General features: G+C 65.9%; 16 protein-coding genes. 7 read left to right on the top strand and 9 right to left on the bottom strand.

All coding sequences use genetic code 11. The annotated features are described in order from the left end of the window. Positions 1–37: 37 nt before the first annotated feature. The gene (locus AC1RHV_RS28330) at positions 38–1,348 is read right to left on the bottom strand and encodes a solute carrier family 23 protein (protein WP_054451368.1); all 1,311 of its coding nucleotides are present in this window, start codon (positions 1,346–1,348) and stop codon (positions 38–40) included. Positions 1,349–1,486: 138 nt separating this feature from the next. Between AC1RHV_RS28330 and AC1RHV_RS28325 the strand changes: the two genes are divergently transcribed. The 6 genes from AC1RHV_RS28325 (at position 1,487) to AC1RHV_RS28300 (ending at position 7,833) form a co-directional block, all read left to right on the top strand. Beyond that, the gene (locus tag AC1RHV_RS28325; RefSeq protein WP_054451369.1) at positions 1,487–1,915 is read left to right on the top strand and encodes a hypothetical protein; all 429 of its coding nucleotides are present in this window, start codon (positions 1,487–1,489) and stop codon (positions 1,913–1,915) included. A 129-nt stretch (positions 1,916–2,044) separates the two neighbouring features. Next, positions 2,045–3,370 carry an ABC transporter substrate-binding protein gene (locus tag AC1RHV_RS28320; RefSeq protein ID WP_054451370.1) on the top strand — a complete coding sequence of 442 codons (1,326 nt, stop codon included), beginning with the start codon at positions 2,045–2,047 and terminating at the stop codon, positions 3,368–3,370. 86 nt (positions 3,371–3,456) lie between these two features. Next, on the top strand, positions 3,457–5,169 hold the full coding sequence (locus AC1RHV_RS28315; protein WP_054451371.1) for an ABC transporter permease: 1,713 nt from the start codon (positions 3,457–3,459) through the stop codon (positions 5,167–5,169). Next, entirely contained in the window at positions 5,166–6,251 is a 1,086-nt protein-coding gene (locus AC1RHV_RS28310) for an ABC transporter ATP-binding protein (RefSeq protein ID WP_054451372.1), read from the top strand. The genes AC1RHV_RS28315 and AC1RHV_RS28310 overlap by 4 nt, the downstream gene beginning before the upstream one ends. 10 nt (positions 6,252–6,261) lie before the next feature. After that, a complete protein-coding gene (locus AC1RHV_RS28305; RefSeq protein WP_175214343.1) occupies positions 6,262–7,170 on the top strand; it encodes a LysR family transcriptional regulator in 909 nt (302 codons plus the stop codon). A gap of 18 nt (positions 7,171–7,188) precedes the next feature. Then, positions 7,189–7,833 carry a histidine phosphatase family protein gene (locus AC1RHV_RS28300; RefSeq protein WP_013395601.1) on the top strand — a complete coding sequence of 215 codons (645 nt, stop codon included), beginning with the start codon at positions 7,189–7,191 and terminating at the stop codon, positions 7,831–7,833. A 4-nt stretch (positions 7,834–7,837) separates the two neighbouring features. On the opposite strand, the gene AC1RHV_RS28295 is transcribed toward AC1RHV_RS28300, so the two are convergent. The 3 genes from AC1RHV_RS28295 to carA form a co-directional block, all read right to left on the bottom strand. Further along, positions 7,838–8,602 (bottom strand): SDR family oxidoreductase, encoded by a 765-nt coding sequence (locus AC1RHV_RS28295; RefSeq protein ID WP_054451375.1) that lies wholly within the window; start codon positions 8,600–8,602, stop codon positions 7,838–7,840. Between the two features lie 89 nt (positions 8,603–8,691). After that, a complete protein-coding gene (gene carB / locus AC1RHV_RS28290; RefSeq protein WP_054451376.1) occupies positions 8,692–11,931 on the bottom strand; it encodes a carbamoyl-phosphate synthase large subunit in 3,240 nt (1,079 codons plus the stop codon). A 10-nt stretch (positions 11,932–11,941) separates the two neighbouring features. After that, the gene (gene carA, locus AC1RHV_RS28285) at positions 11,942–13,096 is read right to left on the bottom strand and encodes a glutamine-hydrolyzing carbamoyl-phosphate synthase small subunit (RefSeq protein ID WP_054451377.1); all 1,155 of its coding nucleotides are present in this window, start codon (positions 13,094–13,096) and stop codon (positions 11,942–11,944) included. Between the two features lie 219 nt (positions 13,097–13,315). Here carA and tal point away from each other — a divergent pair, with 219 nt between their 5' ends. Continuing rightward, entirely contained in the window at positions 13,316–14,269 is a 954-nt protein-coding gene (tal, locus tag AC1RHV_RS28280; protein ID WP_054451378.1) for a transaldolase, read from the top strand. A gap of 62 nt (positions 14,270–14,331) precedes the next feature. Here the strand turns inward: tal and AC1RHV_RS28275 are convergent, their stop codons facing one another. The 5 genes from AC1RHV_RS28275 to AC1RHV_RS28255 are packed head-to-tail and all read right to left on the bottom strand — an operon-like array spanning position 14,332 to position 18,783. Further along, positions 14,332–14,859 carry a carboxymuconolactone decarboxylase family protein gene (locus tag AC1RHV_RS28275; protein ID WP_054451379.1) on the bottom strand — a complete coding sequence of 176 codons (528 nt, stop codon included), beginning with the start codon at positions 14,857–14,859 and terminating at the stop codon, positions 14,332–14,334. Positions 14,860–14,871: 12 nt separating this feature from the next. Further along, positions 14,872–15,666 (bottom strand): ABC transporter permease, encoded by a 795-nt coding sequence (locus tag AC1RHV_RS28270; protein ID WP_054451381.1) that lies wholly within the window; start codon positions 15,664–15,666, stop codon positions 14,872–14,874. Positions 15,667–15,669: 3 nt separating this feature from the next. After that, positions 15,670–16,479 carry an ABC transporter ATP-binding protein gene (locus AC1RHV_RS28265; RefSeq protein ID WP_054451383.1) on the bottom strand — a complete coding sequence of 270 codons (810 nt, stop codon included), beginning with the start codon at positions 16,477–16,479 and terminating at the stop codon, positions 15,670–15,672. After that, entirely contained in the window at positions 16,472–17,512 is a 1,041-nt protein-coding gene (locus AC1RHV_RS28260; protein WP_054451384.1) for an ABC transporter substrate-binding protein, read from the bottom strand. Before AC1RHV_RS28260 ends, AC1RHV_RS28265 begins: the two co-directional genes overlap by 8 nt. Before the next feature lie 11 nt (positions 17,513–17,523). Beyond that, entirely contained in the window at positions 17,524–18,783 is a 1,260-nt protein-coding gene (locus AC1RHV_RS28255; protein WP_054451385.1) for a CaiB/BaiF CoA transferase family protein, read from the bottom strand. Positions 18,784–18,827 lie beyond the last annotated feature (44 nt).

Here is an 18,827-nt window from a genome sequence, read left to right as displayed (position 1 = left end):
ACGCGCGCGACGCCGGGTCCGCGCGTGGTCGCGCCGCTTACTTCCTGCGGCGCAGCAAGGCATACAGGATGATGGCGCCGAAGGTGGCGGTGCCGATGCCACCCAGCGTGAAGTTACCCAACTTGACCGTGAAGTCGCCCGCGCCCAGCACCAGCGTGACCGCAGCCACGATGAGGTTGCGGTTGTCGCTGAAGTCCACTTGGTTGACCACCCAGATACGGGCGCCGGCAATGGCGATCAGGCCGAACACCACCACCGACATGCCGCCCAGCACGGGCCCCGGGATCATCTGGATCAGCGCGCCGAACTTGGGCGAGAAGCCCAGCACGATGGCGATCAGGGCGGCGACCACGAACACCAGGGTGGAATAGATGCGCGTGACCGCCATCACCCCGATGTTCTCGGCGTAGGTGGTGACGCCCGTGCCGCCCACGGCGCCGGACACCATGGTGGCGACCCCGTCGCCGACGAAGGCGCGGCCCAGATAGCGGTCCAGGTCCTGTCCGGTCATGGCGCTGACGGCCTTCACGTGGCCCAGGTTCTCGGCCACCAGGATGATGGCGACAGGCACGATCAGGCCCATGGCCTCGGCCTTGAACACCGGCGCGGCGAAATGCGGCAAGCCGAACCAGGCCGCGGCGGCCACGCCCGAAAAGTCGATGGGCTTGCCCAGCCCCATGCCGTTGGCCAGGATGCCGTACACCACGCAGGCCAGGATCATGCCGACCAGGATCAGCAGGCGCTGCACCATGCCCCTGGTGAACACGGCGATGCCGCCCACGCAGAGGATGGTGACCATGGACATCACGCTGTCGAAACCGGATGCGCCCATCGCGCCCTTGGCGGCGATCGGGGCCAGGTTCAGGCCAATGACCGCAACCACCGCGCCCGTGACGACGGGCGGCATCAGGGTGTCGATCCAGTTCGCGCCGCCGCCGGCGCGCGCGTTGACGAACCAGACGATCAGGCCGATCAGCGTGTAGGCCAGGCCGCAGGCGATGATGGCGCCCAGCGCGACGCCGATATTGGCGTTCGCCCCGCCGCCGGCATAGCCGGTCACCGCGATCACGCCGCCGATGAAGGCGAAGCTGGAACCCAGGTAGCTGGGAACGCGTCCGCCCACGAACAGGAAGAAGATCAGCGTGCCGATGCCTGACATCAGGATGGCAACGTTCGGGTCAAAGCCCATGAGCAGCGGCGCCAGCACGGTGGAGCCGAACATGGCAACCACGTGCTGGGCGCCCATGGCCACGTTCTTGGGCCAGGACAGCCTTTCGTCGGGCGCGATGATGACGCCGGGCTCGGCGTCGTCCGCCAGGCGCCAGCGCGGAAAGTAGGAATTGGACATGGATATCCCAAAGTAGGTGTTGGGTGTGAGCGGGCGCCAGTGTAAAGGGGGCCGCAAACAGGGGGCAATGCTTAAGTTCACCGTCAGAATGCCGTACTAGTGAAAACCCCGAAATCCTCATAGGCGGCAGGAGCAATCATGGCGATCGATCCCATCAGCGGCAGTTCCCGAATCAACAGCCTGGCCGACCTCTGGGCCCAGAAGATCCAGGCCAACAAGGAAGCCAAGAGCGCCTCGGACGCGGAAGCGAGCACGGTGTCCGCGGACGGCAAGATCCGCGTCAACAACCCAGGCGGCCTGAAAATGGGCAACGTGCAGGAAGCCAAGGAAACCGAAGACTCCAGCAACGACGACGCCTACACACGCCAGATCAAGGAACTGCAGAAGCAGCTCAAGCGCGTGATGGACCAGATCGCCAAGGTCAAGGCCAGCAGCATGCCGGCCGAAATGAAGGCCCAGCAACTGATGGCGCTCAACGCCCAGGCGATGCAGATCCAGCAGCAGATCACCGCAGTGATGGACAAGCAGGCCCGGGCCATGCAAGGCGGCATATCCGCCACGGCCTAGCGGGCAAGGCTCGGCGCCCCGCCCGGCCGGGGCGCCCGCATTGATGGCGCGCATCAAAATTTGTGATTGGACGCTGCCCAGGCCGGCCAGTACTGTCTCCGGACAAATCTAAAACTACGGAGACAAACCATGCATGCAATGCGCACAGCCCTTGCAGGTGCGGTGCTGGCCGTTTGCGCGGCCCCTGCCCTGGCAGGCACCGTCACGGTGATCACGTCGTTCCCCAAAGATCTCACCCAGGCCTACAAGACGGCCTTCGAAAAGGCCAATCCGGGCATCACGCTGGAAGTCCTGAACAAGAACACGGTATCGGGCATCGCCTATGTGCGCGAAACGCCCGCCGGCCAGCGCCCCGAGGTGTTCTGGGCCAGCGCGCCCGACGCCTTCGAAGTGCTGGGCCGCGACAAACTGCTGGCAAGTTCCACCGACGTCGCCAACAAGCAGGTGCCTGACAAGATCGGCAACTATCCCATCAACGATCCGGGCGGCATGTATTTGGGCCAGGCCCTGGCCGGCTACGGCATCATCTACAACACCCGCTACATCGCGGCGCACAAGATCCCTGCGCCGGTGGAATGGAAGGACCTGCTGTCGCCGCAGTGGTTCGGCCATGTCGGGATCACCTCGCCGTCGCGCTCGGGCACCATGCACCTGACGGTGGAAACCATCCTCCAGGGCGAAGGCTGGGACGAAGGTTGGAGCACCTTGCTGCGCATGTCGGGCAACAGCAGCGCCGTGACCGAGCGTTCGTTCGGCGTACCCGACGGCGTGAACAACGGCCAGTTCGGCGCCGGCCCGGTGATCGACTTCTTCGGCCTGTCCAGCAAGTATTCCAAGTTCCCGGTCGAATTCGTCTACCCCTCCGAAACCGCCATCGTGCCGGCCAACATCGCGCTGATCGCCGGCGCGAAGAACTCTGAGGAAGGCAAGAAGTTCATCGCCTTCACCCTCAGCCAGGCCGGGCAGGAACTGCTGCTGGAGCCCAAGATCTCGCGCCTGCCAGTGCTGCCCTACACGGCGCTGGCCGGCAAGATCCCCCAGGGCTACCCCGACCCCGCTGAAATCGCCAAGCGCAGCAAGGTGCAATTCAACGCCGACCTGTCGCAGTCGCGCTATTACGTGGTGCAGTCGCTGTATGACCAGACGGTCACGTTCCGCCTGAAGGAACTGCAGGCCGCCACCAAGGCCATCTACGACGCCGAAGCCAAGCTGGGCGACAAGGCCAAGAGCGGCAAGGCTGCCGAACTGCTGGCGCAGGCCCGCAAGCTGACCTGGGCGCCGCTGATCGACGGAAAGAAGGCCGCCGACCCGGCCTTCCTGGCGATATTCGCCGGCAACAAGAAGGACGCCGCCGTGAACCAGCAGATCACCCAGCTGGAAGGCGAATGGAACGGCCGTTCCAAGGCGAACTACGAAGAAGCCGTGAAGCTCGCCAAGCAGGCCGCCGCGCTCTAGGCCGCCACACCCGCAGGACGCGCAGTGGACGGGCCGGTCCCGTCCGCTACCGCGGTTTTCCCCTGGCAACGATTTCGGGAATCTCGATGAATTCTTCGGGCCACTCGCGCCTGCCCGTCGGCCCCCTGCTGACGGCGCTACTGGTGTTCGGTTTTCTGCTGCTGTTCCTGGCCGTGCCGGTGGGCACGGTGTTCTACAGCGCCTTCGTGAACGCCGACGGCAGCTTCACCATGGGCCACTTCGGCGCCTTCTTCAACCAGCCGCTGATGAAGGAAGCCTTCTTCAACAGCCTGTACGTGGCGGGCTGGTCGGCGCTGCTGGCGTCCCTGATCGCCGTGCCGCTGGCGTACTTCACGGTGCGCTTCGATTTCCGCGGCGCGCTGCTGATCCAGACGCTGGGCGTGCTGCCGCTGATCATGCCGCCCTTCGTGGGCGCGGTCGCGATGCAGCTGATCTTCGGCCGCTCGGGCAGCGTGAACCTGCTGCTCAATGACTGGTTCGGCTTCACCATTCCGTTCATGGAAGGCCTGAACGGCGTCATCTTCGTGGAAGCGCTGCACTACTTCCCCTTCATCCTGATGAACCTGGTGGTGGCGCTGCGCAACATCGACGGCGCCATGGAAGAAGCGGCCTTCAACCTGGGTTCGCGGGGCTTTCGCCTGTTCCGCCGCGTGATCTTCCCGCTGGCCCTGCCCGGCTACGTGGCTGGCGCCTCGCTGGTGTTCGTCAAGGTGTTCGACGACCTGGGCACGCCGCTGGTGCTGGGCACCACCAACATGCTGGCGCCGCAAGCCTATCTGCGCATCACGCAGGTGGGCCTGGAGGACCCGTTGGGCTATGTGATCAGCGTGATCATGGTGGGCTTCTCGATCCTGGCGTTGTGGCTGTCGGCACGGGTCCTCAAGGGCCGCGATTACTCCACCCTGCAGAAGGGCGGCGGCTCCATCCAGAAGCGCAAACTGCGCCCGATGGAGAGCGTGCTGGCCTATGGCTGGATCATCCTGGTGCTGCTGCTGGTGCTGTCGCCGCACATGGGCGTATTGCTGCTGTCGCTGGCCAGCGTCTGGAGCTTTGCGCCGCTACCTGACGGCTACACGCTGGCGCATTACGCCGCGGTGTTCTCCGAGTCGCAAGGCATGATCGCCAACACCCTGCTCTATTGCGGCCTGGCCGCCGGCGTGGACGTGATCCTGGGGACTGCCATTGCCTACCTGATGCTGCGCACCCGCTTGCCGGCGCGCCAGTGGCTGGACTTCCTGGCTTCCGCGGCGCTGGCGATTCCAGGCATCGTGCTGGCCATCGGCTTTCTGCGCACCTTCCGCGGCATAGAGCTGCCCGGCACGGGCACGCTGCTGACCTCGTCGTGGATCATCATCATGATCGCGTACTCGGTGCGCCGGCTGCCCTACGCCCTGCGTTCCTGCGTGGCCTCGCTGCAGCAGATCAACATCTCGCTGGAAGAGGCGGCGCAATCGCTGGGCGCGACGCGCATGAGCACCATACGGCGCGTGGTGGTGCCGCTCATGGCGGGCGGCATGCTGGCGGGCTTCGTAACCAGCTTCGTGACGGCGGCCGTGGAACTGTCGGCCACCATCATGCTGGTGACCAAGGATAGCCAGGCGCCCATGAGCTACGGCATCTATCTGTACATGCAGAGCGCAGCGGGGCGGGGTCCCGGCGCCGCGCTCGGCGTCCTGGCGGTGGCCGCGGTGGCCATCGGCACGTATGTCTCGCACCTGCTGGTGGAGCGCGCCCAGTCGCGCCAGCGGCCGGCTCGCAATGAAGGGGAATCCGCATGAAGAAAGTCAGCGTCGAATGCCGCAACATCCGGCTGTCCTATGGCAAGACGGAAGTGCTCAAGGACGTCAACATCAGCATCGAACCCGGCGAGTTCTTCGCGCTGCTGGGCCCCTCGGGCTCGGGCAAGTCCACGCTGCTGCGGCTGATCGCCGGCTTCAACCGGCACAGCGCCGGGCAGTTGCTGGTGGACGGCAAGGACATCAGCGGCACGCCCCCCTGGAACCGCAACATCGGCATGGTGTTCCAGAACTATGCGCTGTGGCCGCACATGACGGTCTGGGACAACGTGGCCTTCGGCCTGGTCGAACGCAAGCTGCCGCGCGCCGAGATCCATGCCAAGGTGGAGGCCGCGCTGGACCTCGTCGGCCTGTCCCAGTATGGCAAGCGCCGCCCCAACCAGCTTTCCGGCGGGCAGCAGCAGCGCGTGGCCCTGGCGCGCACCATCGTGATCGAGCCGCAGGTGCTGCTGCTGGACGAGCCTCTGTCCAACCTGGACAAGAAGCTGCGTGTGCAGATGCGCCAGGACCTGCTCAGCCTGCAGCGCCGGCTTGGCATCACCACCATCTTCGTCACCCACGACCAGGAAGAGGCCATGACCACCGCCGACCGCATGGCGGTGCTGGACCATGGCGTGGTCCAGCAGATCGGCGCGCCCAGCACCTTGTTCGACTATCCGGTGAACCGTTTCGTCGCCAACTTCGTGGGCACGATGAACGTGCTGGAAGGCGACGTGCGCGAACGCACCAGCGGCAGCGTGGTGCTGGCGGTGGAAGGCGTGGGCGACCTGCACCTGCCGCTCACGGGCGAAGCGCCCGCCGCTACCCGGCTGGCGGCCAGCTTCCGCCCGCACACGGTACAGATCGAAATGGCGGACGGGCTGGGCGACGCGCGCTATGTGTGGCTGCCGGGCATCGTGGAAAGCAGCGAGTTCCTGGGCGAGTTCACCCGCTATCAGGTGCAGATCGGCGAGCAGCGGCTGACGGCGGACCAATCGCATCTGGCCGGGCTGTCGCCCTTCCCCATCGGCGCTCCGGTTTCCATCGGTCTCGAACCTACCCAAGTGCGGCTCCTGGCGGCCTAAACTCGGGGCCATGGAAATCTATCAGATCCGCGCCTTCGTCACCGTCGCCCGGCTGGGCAATCTGACGAAGGCGGCCGAGGCGCTGTCGCTGACCCAACCCGCCGTGACCGCGCAGATCAAGGCGCTGGAACAAAGCCTGGGCGTGGCCTTGTTCGACCGCAGCGGCGGCAGGCTGGCCTTGGCCAAGGCCGGCGAGGTGCTGCTGCCCACCGCCGAATCGCTGCTGGTGCTGGGCGCGCAGTTCAAATCCGAAGCCCAGCAGCTGCAAGGCAGCCTGCATGGCGCGGTCGAGCTGGGCGTGCCCAGCGAAAAGCCGGATTTCCTGCGCCTGGGCGAACTGGCCTCGGCGGTCACCCAACGCCTGCCGCTGGTCGAGCTGAAGACCCAGACCCTGCCTGCCGCCGCGTTGGCGGAACAGGTCAGCACCGGCCGCCTGCCGGCGGCGCTGATCATCGCCGCCAATCCGCCGCGCGGCGTGCTTTGGCAGCCCCTGCGCAGCGTGCGCTACCGCATCGCCATGCCCAAGGAGCACGCCGCCGTGCTCAAGCGCGGCGGCTGGCGCGAGGTGGCGCAATTGCCCTGGCTGGACGGCCCCGCCGGCAGCCATACGCACCTGCTGTTGCGCGACATGTTCGAACGCCATGGCCTGTCGCCGCGCATCGTGATGCAGAATGACGACCAGGCCAACCTGGACGCGCTGGTGCGCGCGGGCGCCGGCTGCGCCCTGCTGCGCGAGGAAGCCGCGCTGGCCGGCGCGGCCTCGAACGACTTCATCGTCTGGGGCCAGGCGCGCGTGGACGCCATGCTGGGATTCATCCTGCCCTATGAGCGCGCTAGCGAGCCCGCGCTGGTCGCGTTAAGCTCGATCATTCAAACCATCTGGAAACCGCGCGCGCCCCTCGCGTCCGGCCAGCTCTAAATCCGCATCAAGACCGTAATGACTGAAATCTGGTTCATCCGCCACGGCGAAACCGACTGGAACCGCCAGCGCCGCCTGCAAGGCTGGCAAGACATCCCCCTGAACGAATTCGGCGTCAACCAGGCCAGCCTGCTGGCCGCGCGCATGCGCGAAGAGGCCCGCCACACGCCCATCCACGCCATTTACAGCAGCGACCTGCAGCGCGCCCACGCCACCGCCGTGCCCGTGTCCGAACAGCTGGGCCTGCGCGTGCGCGTGGAGCCGGGCATCCGCGAGCGCGGCTTCGGCGTGCTTGAAGGCCTGGACCATGAACGCATCGATGTGCTGGCCCCCGAAGCCGCTGCCGCCTGGAAGAGCCGCGACCCGCTGCGCCCGCTGGACGGCGGCGAAACGCTGGGCCAATTCCAGTCCCGCGTCATTTCCACCGTGGACGACATCGCCAGCCGCCACGACGACGAACGCATCCTGATGTTCACGCACGGCGGCGTGCTGGACATCATCTGGCGCCATGCCTCGGGCGTGCCGTTGAACGGGCCGCGCGACGCCTCGCTGCTGAACGTCAGCATCAACCGCGTCGGCGTGCAGGGCCGTAAATGGCAGGTGCTGGACTGGGGCGACGTGGGCCACGTGACCGACGAAGTCGGCAACGACGTGGTGCCGTGAACGCTTAGCGCGCGCGGCGCGGCTTGCGCGGCGCGTTGCGCGCCAGCCTGTCGTAGACGGCATTGGGCAACAAGCGCATCAGCTTGGCCACGATGCCCATCTGCCACGGAATCACCACATAGGACGCGCCCCGCCCGATCGCGCTGCGCGCGCGGCGGGCGAAGGCGTCTGCTTCCATCAGGAAAGGCATGGAATACGGGTTGTGGGCCGTCATCGCCGTCTTGATGTAGCCGGGCGCGATCGTCACCACGTCTATGCCTTCGGCGGCCAGCTCCAGCCGCAGGCTTTCGCAATAGGTCACCACCGCCGACTTGGACGCGCTGTAGGCGCCCGCGCCCGGCAGCCCCCGCACCCCTGCCACGCTGGCGATGCCCACCAGCCTGCCCGACCCGGCCTGGCGCATGGACGCGATGAAGGGTTCGAAGGTTGCCACGGTGGCCAGCAGATTGGTGTCGACGATGGCCTTGAAGACGTCGTAGTCCTCGCCATGCTCGGTCAGGGTGCCGGCGCTGATGCCGGCGCTGGCGATGACCACGTCCACCCGGCCCTGGCAAAAGGCAATGAAATCCTGTGCCGCGGCATGCAGCGCCTGGCGGTCGCGCACGTCCACTGCATAGCAGCGGTGCTCGCCGGGCAGGCTGTCGGCCAGTTCGCGCAGCGCGTCCTCGCGCCGGCCCAGCAGGCCCAGCGTGGCGCCCGTAGACGCGTATTGCTGCGCCAAGGCGCGTCCCAGGCCGCTGCTGGCGCCGGTGATGAAGACTCTTTCCATGTGTGCCTGATGCCTGTCGTAGCGTTGCGGAATCGCGTTGCAAAAAAATAGGGCACGCTTTCGCGTGCCCTATTGTGTCGCTTGCCGGCTTAGCCTTGCAAGGAAGCGTGCAGCTCCTGCAGCGGATACACCTGCAGGCCCAGGCCTTGGCGCAGGTATTGCATGCCTTCGACCGCGGCTCGGGCGCCGGCGATGGTCGTGAAGAAGGTCACGCGGGCGGCCAGCGCCTGGGTGCGGATGGTGCGCGAATCAGCGATGGCGTTACGGCGCTCTTCGACGGTGTTGATGACCAGCGAGATCTCGCCGTTCTTCACCATGTCGACGATGTGCGGACGGCCTTCGGTGACCTTGTTCACCAGTTGAACCGGAATGCCGGCGGCTTCGATCTCGGCAGCCGTGCCACGCGTGGCGACCAGCTTGAAGCCGAGCGCGTGCAGGCCGCGCGCCACTTCCACCGCCAGGGGCTTGTCCTGGTTCTTGACGCTGATGAACACCGTGCCGGATTCCGGCAGGCGCACACCCGCGGCCAGCTGCGACTTGACGAAGGCTTCGCCGAAGCTCGTGCCTACGCCCATCACCTCGCCGGTCGACTTCATTTCCGGACCCAGGATGGTGTCCACGCCCGGGAACTTCACGAACGGGAACACGGCTTCCTTGACCGAGAAGTAAGGCGGCACGACTTCCTTGGTGATGCCTTGCGCAGCCAGGGTCTGGCCGGCCATGGCGCGCGCGGCGATCTTGGCCAGTTGCAGGCCGGTGGCCTTGGAAACGTAGGGCACCGTGCGCGAAGCGCGCGGGTTCACTTCCAGCACGTAGACGTCGCCGCCCTGGATCGCGAACTGCACGTTCATCAGGCCGCTGACGTTCAATGCCTTGGCCATCATCGTGGTCTGGCGCTTGATCTCGGCGATGACTTCCGCCGACAGCGAGTACGGGGGCAGGCTGCAAGCCGAGTCGCCCGAGTGCACGCCGGCCTGCTCGATGTGTTCCATGACGCCGCCGATGAAGACGGTTTCGCCGTCGGCCAGGCAGTCCACGTCCACTTCGGTGGCGTTGTTCAGGAAGCGGTCCAGCAGCACCGGCGAGTCATTGCTGACCTTCACGGCCTCGCGCATGTAGCGCTCGAGGTCCTGCTGCTCGTGCACGATTTCCATGGCGCGGCCGCCCAGCACATAGCTGGGACGCACGACCAGGGGATAGCCGATTTCGGCGGCGTGGGCCAGGGCCTCGCCTTCGGTGCGCGCAGTGCGGTTGGGCGGCTGGCGCAGGCCGAGCTTGTTGAGCAGCTTCTGGAAGCGCTCGCGGTCTTCGGCCACGTCGATGGATTCAGGGCTGGTGCCGATGATGGGCACGCCGTTGGCTTCCAGGGCGCGCGCCAGCTTCAGCGGGGTCTGGCCGCCGTACTGGACGATCATGCCGACCGGGTTTTCCTTGTGGACGATCTCGAGCACGTCTTCGAGCGTCAGCGGCTCGAAGTACAGGCGATCCGAGGTGTCGTAGTCGGTGGACACGGTTTCCGGGTTGCAGTTGACCATGATGGTCTCGTACCCGTCATCGCGCAGCGCCAGCGCGGCGTGCACGCAGCAATAATCGAACTCAATGCCCTGGCCGATGCGGTTCGGACCGCCGCCCAGCACCACGATCTTCTTGCGGTCGGTGGGCGCGGCTTCGCACTCTTCCTCGTAGGTCGAGTACATGTAGGCCGTGCGGGTGGCGAATTCGGCGGCGCAGGTGTCGACGCGCTTGTAGACCGGACGCACGTTCAACTGGTGGCGCAGCTTGCGCACTTCGGATTCCGAGGAATCCAGCAGGAAGGCCAGGCGGCGGTCGGAGAAACCGCGGCGCTTGAGTTCCCACAGCGTGGCATAGTCCAGGTCAGCCAGCGTCTTCTGTTCCAGCGCCAGCTCGATGTCGACGATTTCCTTGATCTGCGACAGGAACCACGGATCGATGTGCGTGATGTTGTGCACTTCGTCCAGCGTGAAACCCTGCGCGAAGGCATCGCCCACGTACCAGATGCGTTCCGGACCGGGTTCGCCCAGTTCGACCTGCAGCTTTTCGCGGTCGGTGGTCTTCTGGTTCAGGCCGTCCACGCCCACTTCCAGGCCGCGCAGCGCCTTCTGGAAGGATTCCTGGAAGGTGCGGCCAATTGCCATGACTTCACCCACGGACTTCATCTGGGTGGTCAGGCGCGCGTCGGCAGTGGGGAATTTTTCGAAGGCGAAACGCGGCACCTTGGTGACCACGTAGTCGATCGAGGGCTCGAACGAGGCGGGCGTGGCGCCGCCGGTGATTTCGTTCTTGAGCTCGTCCAGCGTGTAGCCCACGGCCAGGCGCGCGGCGACCTTGGCGATGGGGAAGCCGGTAGCCTTGGACGCCAGCGCCGACGAACGCGACACGCGCGGGTTCATCTCGATGACGATCATGCGGCCGTTCTTGGGATTGACGGCGAACTGCACGTTCGAGCCGCCCGTATCCACGCCGATCTCGCGCAACACCGCGATCGATGCGTTACGCATGATCTGGTATTCCTTGTCGGTCAGCGTCTGAGCCGGCGCCACGGTGATGGAGTCGCCCGTGTGCACGCCCATCGGGTCCAGGTTTTCGATGGAGCAGACGATGATGCAGTTGTCCGCCTTGTCGCGGACCACTTCCATCTCGAATTCCTTCCAGCCCAGCAGCGACTCTTCGATCAGCAGTTCGCTGGTGGGCGAAGCTTCCAGGCCGCGGCGGCAGATGGTTTCGAATTCTTCGGCGTTGTAGGCGATGCCGCCGCCCGAACCGCCCATGGTGAAGCTGGGGCGGATCACGGCGGGGAAACCGGAGGTGCCGACTTCGGCCGCGATGCGGCGCTGCACTTCCCAGGCTTCGTCCATGCTGTGGGCGACGCCCGACTTGGCCGATTCCAGGCCGATGTCGGTCATGGCCTGCTTGAACTTCTGGCGGTCTTCGGCCTTTTCGATGGCGTGCTCGTTGGCGCCGATCAGCTCGACGTTGTGCTTCTTCAGCACGCCGTGGTGGGCCAGGTCCAGGGCGCAGTTCAGCGCGGTCTGGCCGCCCATGGTGGGCAGCAGCGCATCGGGCTTTTCACGCTCGATGATCTTTTCGACGGCTTGCCAGGTGATGGGCTCGATGTAGGTGACGTCGGCCGTTTCCGGGTCCGTCATGATCGTGGCCGGGTTGCTGTTCACCAGGATGGTGCGGTAGCCCTCTGCCTTGAGCGCCTTGCACGCCTGTGCGCCGGAATAGTCGAATTCGCAGGCCTGCCCGATGATGATGGGGCCGGCGCCGATGATGAGTATGCTTTTTAGGTCTGTACGCTTGGGCATGATGCAATCTTTACTTTTGGCCGGACATCAGGACGATGAACTTGTCGAACAGTTCAAGGATGTCGTGCGGACCCGGGCTGGCTTCGGGGTGACCCTGGAAGCAGAAGGCCGGGCGGTCGGTGAGCTCGAAGCCCTGCAGCGTGCCGTCGAACAGCGAGACGTGCGTCACGCGCGCGTTGGCCGGCAGGCTGGTCGCGTCGACAGCGAAACCGTGGTTCTGGCTGGTGATGAACACGCGCTTGGACTGGAGGTCCTGCACGGGGTGGTTGGCGCCGTGGTGGCCGGTCTTCATCTTGAGCGTCTTGCCGCCCAGCGCCAGGCCCATGATCTGGTGGCCCAGGCAGATGCCGAACACCGGCAGCTTCTTGTCCAGGAAGGCGCGCGTGGCTTCGATCGCGTAGTCGCAGGGCTCGGGGTCGCCAGGGCCGTTGGACAGGAACACGCCGTCGGGATTGAGCTTCAAGACTTCCTCGGCGCTGGTCTGGGCCGGCACCACCGTCAGGCGGCAGCCGCGGTCGGCCAGCAGGCGCAGGATGTTGGTCTTGATGCCGAAGTCGTAGGCCACGACGTGGAACTTGGACTGGTCGGGCTTGGAGAAGCCCTCGCCCAGTTGCCAGGTGCCTTCGGTCCATTCGGCGCGATCCTTGAGCGACACCACCTTGGCCAGGTCCTGGCCGGCCATGCCGGCAAAACCGCGGGCCAGCTCGACGGCGCGCTCGGCGTCGGTGCCGACGAAGATGCAGGCGCCCTGGGCGCCCTTTTCACGCAGGATGCGGGTGAGCTTGCGGGTGTCGATGCCGGAAATGGCGACGACGCCTTGCTCGGAGAGGTACTCAGGCAACGATTGCGTGGAACGGAAGTTCGACACGCGGGCGGGACAGTCGCGGACCACCAGGCCGGCGGCAAAGACGCGCTTGGCTTCCACGTCTTCGGCGTTGACGCCGGTATTGCCGATGTGCGGATAGGTCAGCGTGACGATCTGGCCGCTATAGCTGGGATCGGTGAGAATTTCCTGGTACCCGGTCATCGCGGTGTTGAACACCACTTCGGCAACGGTATGCCCAGGCGCACCGATCGACACGCCTCGAAAAATGGTACCGTCCGCCAGAGCCAGAATTGCAGGAGGGAAGCGGTTGATCCCCTCGGGAAAGAGTTGCGGCAGCACAGTAAACCCCGGTTTTAGAATCGATAATCAAACCTTCGGATTATACCTTGAGCGGCCGTTTTTCTCGGGGAACCGCGCCAAATAAGGCCGGAAACGGGGTTTTCGCCTGTTTTTCCGCGTCCAGCCGTCCCCCTCCGCCGTCCGGCCGGCAGCGCGCCTGCGGCCTCGGTGATACGCTAGGACACCTTCAACCCTAGCCTGCAGCGAGCCGTACCGTCCATGCCCAGCCAACTTGACGCCCTGCGCAACCACACCACCGTCGTCGCCGACACGGGGGATTTCGAAGCGATGAAGGCGTTGCGTCCCACCGACGCCACCACAAACCCGTCCCTAATTCTTAAGGCCGTCCAGCAGGACGCCTACCGTCCCCTGCTGGAAAAGACCGCGCGCGAACACCGCGGCGCGCCCACTGCCGAACTCATGGATCGCCTGCTGGTGGCCTTTGGCCGCGCCATCCTGGACATCGTGCCCGGCCGCGTGTCGACTGAAGTCGACGCCCGCCTGTCCTTCGACACCCGCGCCACCATCGAACGCGCCCGCAGCCTGATCGCCCTGTACGAAGCCGCTGGCGTGCCGCGCGAGCGCGTGCTGATCAAGATCGCCTCCACCTGGGAAGGCATCCAGGCGGCCCGCGCCCTGCAATCGGAAGGCGTGCGCTGCAACCTGACCCTGCTGTTCTCGCTGCCGCAGGCCGTGGCCTGCGCCGATGCCCGCGTGCAGCTGATCTCGCCCTTCGTCGGCCGCATCTACGACTGGCACAAGAAGTCCGCCGGCGCCAACTGGGTCGAGGCCGACAATGCCGGCGCGCGCGATCCCGGCGTGCTGTCCGTCACGCGGATCTACCAGTACTATAAGCACTTCGACATCCCCACGGAAATCATGGGTGCGAGCTTCCGCAACGTGGGCCAGATCCTGGCGCTGTCGGGCTGCGACCTGCTGACCATCAGCCCCGAGCTGCTGACCAAGCTGGCCGGCACCGAGGGCGACGCGCCCGCGCAATTGCGCGCCGACGACGTGCCCGCCAACATCGCCCGCATCGGCGCGGACGAGGTCACCTTCCGCACCCTGCTCAACGAGGATGCGATGGCCAGCGAAAAACTGTCGGAAGGCATCCGCCTGTTCGTGGCGGACGCGGTCAAGCTGGATGCGTTGATCGAGGCGCAGCGCGCCTGAGCGCGACTTTCCGCTGCCACATGCGCAAGCATGCGCGCGGCCCTTGCGGCCGCGCGCGTGCGTCAGCGGTGATCGTGTGAATGCACCTGCAGCGCTTCCAGGAAGCGCGACACCATGTTGTAGGCCGCCACCGTCGCGGTCAGCTCCACGATGAGCTTTTCGGAGCCCATCGCCGCCTTCGCCGCCTGGAACACCGGTTCCGGCACCTGCACCTGTCGCGTCATGGCATCGGTGTAGGCCAGCACCGCCCTTTCGCGTTCATCGAACAGGTCTGACGCTTCCCAATCATTGAGCGCGTCCAGCTGCGCTTGCGAAACGCCTTCCTTCAGCGCGATCGGCGCATGCTGGTCGGCCTCGTAGGGCGCGCCGTTGATGGCCGCCACGCGCATGATGACCAGCTCGCGCAGATCGCCAGGCAAGGTGCTGAGCTGGCGGATCGAGGTCAGGTAATTGAGCCAGCCGCCGGCCACCGCGGGGCTGTGCAGCAGCATCTGGTACAGGTGCAGGACGCTGCCGCGTTCGGCGACGATGCGGTCGACCAGAGGCTTGGCTTCGGGATGGGTCAGGTCGGCGTAGGGTAGACGGGCCATGGGAAACTCCGGTCAGATCTTTTCGGTTTCGCCGGACCTGGGCTGCCATTTCATCAGCCGCTTTTCGCCCATGCCGACGATGGCGTCCAGCACCAGCGCAAAAGCCGTGAGCACGATGATGCCCGCGAACACGGTGTTGACGTCGAAGGTGCCTTCGGCCTGCAGGATCAGGTAGCCCACGCCGCTGGCCGAGCCCAGATACTCGCCCACCACCGCGCCCACGAAGGCCAGGCCCACGGAGGTATGCAGGCTGGAAAACACCCAGCTGGTGGCAGACGGCAGGTAAACGTGCCGCAACAGCTGGCGGCGGCGCGCGCCCAGCATCCTGGCGTTGTCCAGCAAGGTGGGGCTGACTTCGCGCACGCCCTGGTAGACATTGAAGAACACGATGAAGAACACCAGCGTCACGGCCAGCGCCACCTTGGACCAGATGCCCAGGCCGAACCACATGCCGAAGATGGGCGCCAGGATGACGCGCGGCATCGAGTTGGCGGCCTTGATGTAGGGATCGAGGATCGCGCTTGCGCCGGGCGACAGACCCAGCCACAAGCCAAAGGCCAGGCCGGCGATGGTGCCGATGAAAAACGCCAGCACGGTTTCGGTCAGCGTCACGCCCAGGTGGGTATAGATGTCCGCGTTGGTCACGAACCAGGCCCAGATGCGGCCCCACACTTTCAGCGGTTCGCCGAAAAAGAAGGCCACCTTGGGATCGCGCGACGCGAAATGCCAAACGAGAAGAATGATGACGAGCAGCAGCAACTGCCAGAAGCGCAGGCTGGCCGAACCGGGTTTGATCAGCTTGGACATGGCCTAGGCTCGCTTCTGTTGGGCGTAGCCCTTAAGAACTTCTTCGCGCAGCACGCCCCAGATGGCGGAGTGCAGCTCCACGAAGCGCGGATGCGTGCGCACTTCGGCCACGTCGCGCGGACGCGGCAGGTCGATGGCGAATTCGCCGATGGGGTGCGTGCCGGGCCCTGCCGACAGCACCACCACGCGATCGCTCATGGCGATGGCCTCGTCCAGGTCGTGCGTGATGAAGAGCACGGCCTTGCGCTTGGCCATCCACAGGTCCAGGACCTCGTTCTCCATGAGCTGGCGCGTCTGGATGTCCAGCGCCGAGAACGGCTCGTCCATCAGGATGATGTCGGGATCGCGGATCAACGTCTGCGCCAGCATCGTGCGCTTGCGCATGCCGCCCGACATCTGATGCGGATAACGGCCCTCGAAGCCGCCCAGGCCCACGCGGCGCATCCATTCGCGGCCGCGCTCCAGCGCCTGTTGCCGAGGCACGCCGGCAAAGTCCAGGCCCGCCACCACGTTGTCCAGCGCGCTGCGCCAGGGCAGCAGGGCCTCGCCCTGGAACATGTAGCCGGCCCGCTCATTGATGCCGGACAGGGGCTGCCCGAACACCTTCACGCTGCCCGAGGACGGCGCCAGCAAGCCGGCGCTGACGTTGAGCAGGGTGGACTTGCCGCATCCGGTCGGACCCACCACCGACACGAACTCCCCTGGCGCGATGGCCAGGGTCGTGTCGCTGACGGCGGTGTAGCGCTGCGAGCGGTCGTCGCGGGAGACAAAGGTGCAGCTGATGTTTTCCAGCGACAGCGCGGCTTCAGCCATTGGGGTACTTCTCGTTGGCGCGGCGCGCGTAGTCGTTGGTCCAGACCTTGGACGGGTCGATCTTGGAGCCGTCGAAATCCGCCTGGTAGGCAGCCAGCGCCTTGAGCGCAGTGGCGGCGCCATCCTCGGGGATCAGGCCGTCCGGCGACAGGCCTTCCAGGCTCTTGGCGATGGCGGCCTTGTAGACGGCCGGATCGCCCAGCAGATAGGTTTCCGGCACGACCTTGGCGATTTCGTCGGCGCCGGCCTTCTGGATCCACTTGTCGGCGCGCACCAGCGCGTTGGCCAGGGCCTGGGTGGTGTTGGGATTGGCGTCAAGGAAGGCCTGCGGGGCGTACAGGCAGCCCGCCGGCATGTTGCCGCCGAAGATTTCCTTGGTGTCCTTGAGCGTGCGCGTATCGACGATGATCTGGATGTCGCCCGGCATTTCCAGCATCGACACCACGGGGTCGGTGTTGGAGATGGCGTCGATCTGGCCGCTGCGCAGCGCGGTCACTGCGCCGGCGCCGGCGCCCACGCCGATGATGGACACATCCGAGGCCTTCAGGCCGTGCTTGGCGAGGAAGAAGCTGACCACCATGTTGGTGGACGAGCCCGGCGCGGTCACGCCGATCTTCTTGCCCTTCAGGTCGGCGGCGCTCTTGTAGTTGGGCAGGTTCTTCTTGGACACGCCCACGCCTATCATCGGCGCGCGGCCCTGCAGCACGAAGGCGCGGTAGGCCTGGCCCTTGGATTGCATGGACAAAGTGTGTTCGAACGCGCCCGACACGATGTCGGCGCTGCCGCCCACCACGGCCTGCAAGGCCTTGGAGCCACCCGCGAAGTCGGCAATGCTGACGTCCAGCCCTTCGTCCTTGAAGTAGCCGCGGGCTTCCGCGATGGACAGGGGGAGATAGTAGATCAGCGGCTTGCCGCCGACTGCGATCTGGACCTTGGTCTTCTCCAGCTTCTGCGCGCGCACGATGGCGGGCGCCATGCCCATGACGCCGGCGGCGCCGGCCATCTTGAGCAGATCACGGCGAGTGACTGACATGTGCTTGTCTCCTAGTTGTCGGGCAGACCGATAGCGCCGGTCTTTGCCAGCTCTTCTATAGCCGCTGAATCATACCCCAGCGATTTCAGGACTTCCTCGGTATGTTCCCCTAATACGGGCCCCACCCAGCGCGTCTCGCCGGGCGTCTCCGACAGCTTGGGCACGACGGCCGGCAGCTTGACCGGCGTGCCGTCAGGGAAGCGGTGCTGCTCTATCATGCGGCGCGCCAGGAACTGCGGATCGCTGAACATGTCGGCCACGCTGTAGATCTTGCCCACCGGCACGTCGGCGCCCTTCAGCGCGCCCAGCGCCTCTTCGATGCCGCGCGCGCCGCACCACTGCTGGATGGCGCCGTCGATCTCGTCCACGCGCTTGGCGCGGCCGTCGTTGCGCACCAGCCCCGGATCCGTGGCCAGATCGTCACGGCCGATGGCGCGCATCAGCCGGTGGAAGATCGCGTCGCCGTTGCCGGCGATGACGATGTTCTGGCCATCGCGGGTGGTGTAGGTATTCGAAGGCACGATGCCGGGCAGCGCGCCGCCAGTACGCTCGCGCACCACGCCGGCCACGTCGTACTCGGGCACCAGGCTTTCCATCATGTTGAACACGGCCTCGTACAGCGCCACGTCCACCATCTGGCCCTGCCCCGCCTGGCACTCCGCGCCCTGCTTGCCGTTCCAGCGCCCGCCGGTGGCGTCGCGGTGCCGCAGCGCCATCATCGCGCCGATCACGCCGTGCAAGGCGGCGATGGAATCGCCGATGGAGATGCCCACGCGCAGGGGCGGCCGGTCGGGATGGCCCGACACGTAGCGCAGCCCGCCCATGGATTCGCCTATGGCGCCAAAGCCCGGCTGGTCCTTCATGGGCCCGGTCTGCCCATAGCCGGACAGGCGCACCATGATGAGCGCGGGGTTGATGGCGCGCAGCTGCTCGTAGCCCAGCCCCCACTTCTCCAGCACGCCCGGCCGGTAGTTCTCGACCACCACGTCGGCGTCCAGCGCCAGCTTGCGGGCGATCTCCCGCGCGCGTGGATCTTTCAGGTTGAGTGCGATGGATTGCTTGTTGCGGGCCTGCACCGTCCACCAAAGGGAATTGCCCTCGTGCAGATGGCGCCAGCTGCGGATGGGGTCGCCGCCGCCCGTGCCGTCAGGCCCGTGGGGCGTTTCCACCTTGATGACATCGGCGCCGAATTCGCCGAAGATGCGCGCAGCGAACGGGCCGGCAATGAGCGTGCCGAGTTCCAGGACCTTCAGTCCGGTCAGCGCTGACATGGCTTGTCTTCCTCACGGTTTTTGCCGTTGCCGATACGTTGCCG

It is taken from the genome of Achromobacter sp. GW823-FHT04E03, assembly GCF_058796095.1.
This window is presented reverse-complemented; position numbering and strand designations above follow the sequence as displayed.

What these genes read in the sequence shown, in the direction of transcription:
- AC1RHV_RS28330 (WP_054451368.1), bottom strand. Translation starts at nt 1,348, where the DNA reads ATGTCCAATTCCTACTTTCCGCGCTGGCGCCTGGCGGACGACGCCGAG.
- AC1RHV_RS28325 (WP_054451369.1), top strand. Translation starts at nt 1,487, where the DNA reads ATGGCGATCGATCCCATCAGCGGCAGTTCCCGAATCAACAGCCTGGCC.
- AC1RHV_RS28320 (WP_054451370.1), top strand. Translation starts at nt 2,045, where the DNA reads ATGCATGCAATGCGCACAGCCCTTGCAGGTGCGGTGCTGGCCGTTTGC.
- AC1RHV_RS28315 (WP_054451371.1), top strand. Translation starts at nt 3,457, where the DNA reads ATGAATTCTTCGGGCCACTCGCGCCTGCCCGTCGGCCCCCTGCTGACG.
- AC1RHV_RS28310 (WP_054451372.1), top strand. Translation starts at nt 5,166, where the DNA reads ATGAAGAAAGTCAGCGTCGAATGCCGCAACATCCGGCTGTCCTATGGC.
- AC1RHV_RS28305 (WP_175214343.1), top strand. Translation starts at nt 6,262, where the DNA reads ATGGAAATCTATCAGATCCGCGCCTTCGTCACCGTCGCCCGGCTGGGC.
- AC1RHV_RS28300 (WP_013395601.1), top strand. Translation starts at nt 7,189, where the DNA reads ATGACTGAAATCTGGTTCATCCGCCACGGCGAAACCGACTGGAACCGC.
- AC1RHV_RS28295 (WP_054451375.1), bottom strand. Translation starts at nt 8,602, where the DNA reads ATGGAAAGAGTCTTCATCACCGGCGCCAGCAGCGGCCTGGGACGCGCC.
- carB (WP_054451376.1), bottom strand. Translation starts at nt 11,931, where the DNA reads ATGCCCAAGCGTACAGACCTAAAAAGCATACTCATCATCGGCGCCGGC.
- tal (WP_054451378.1), top strand. Translation starts at nt 13,316, where the DNA reads ATGCCCAGCCAACTTGACGCCCTGCGCAACCACACCACCGTCGTCGCC.
- AC1RHV_RS28275 (WP_054451379.1), bottom strand. Translation starts at nt 14,859, where the DNA reads ATGGCCCGTCTACCCTACGCCGACCTGACCCATCCCGAAGCCAAGCCT.
- AC1RHV_RS28270 (WP_054451381.1), bottom strand. Translation starts at nt 15,666, where the DNA reads ATGTCCAAGCTGATCAAACCCGGTTCGGCCAGCCTGCGCTTCTGGCAG.
- AC1RHV_RS28265 (WP_054451383.1), bottom strand. Translation starts at nt 16,479, where the DNA reads ATGGCTGAAGCCGCGCTGTCGCTGGAAAACATCAGCTGCACCTTTGTC.
- AC1RHV_RS28260 (WP_054451384.1), bottom strand. Translation starts at nt 17,512, where the DNA reads ATGTCAGTCACTCGCCGTGATCTGCTCAAGATGGCCGGCGCCGCCGGC.
- AC1RHV_RS28255 (WP_054451385.1), bottom strand. Translation starts at nt 18,783, where the DNA reads ATGTCAGCGCTGACCGGACTGAAGGTCCTGGAACTCGGCACGCTCATT.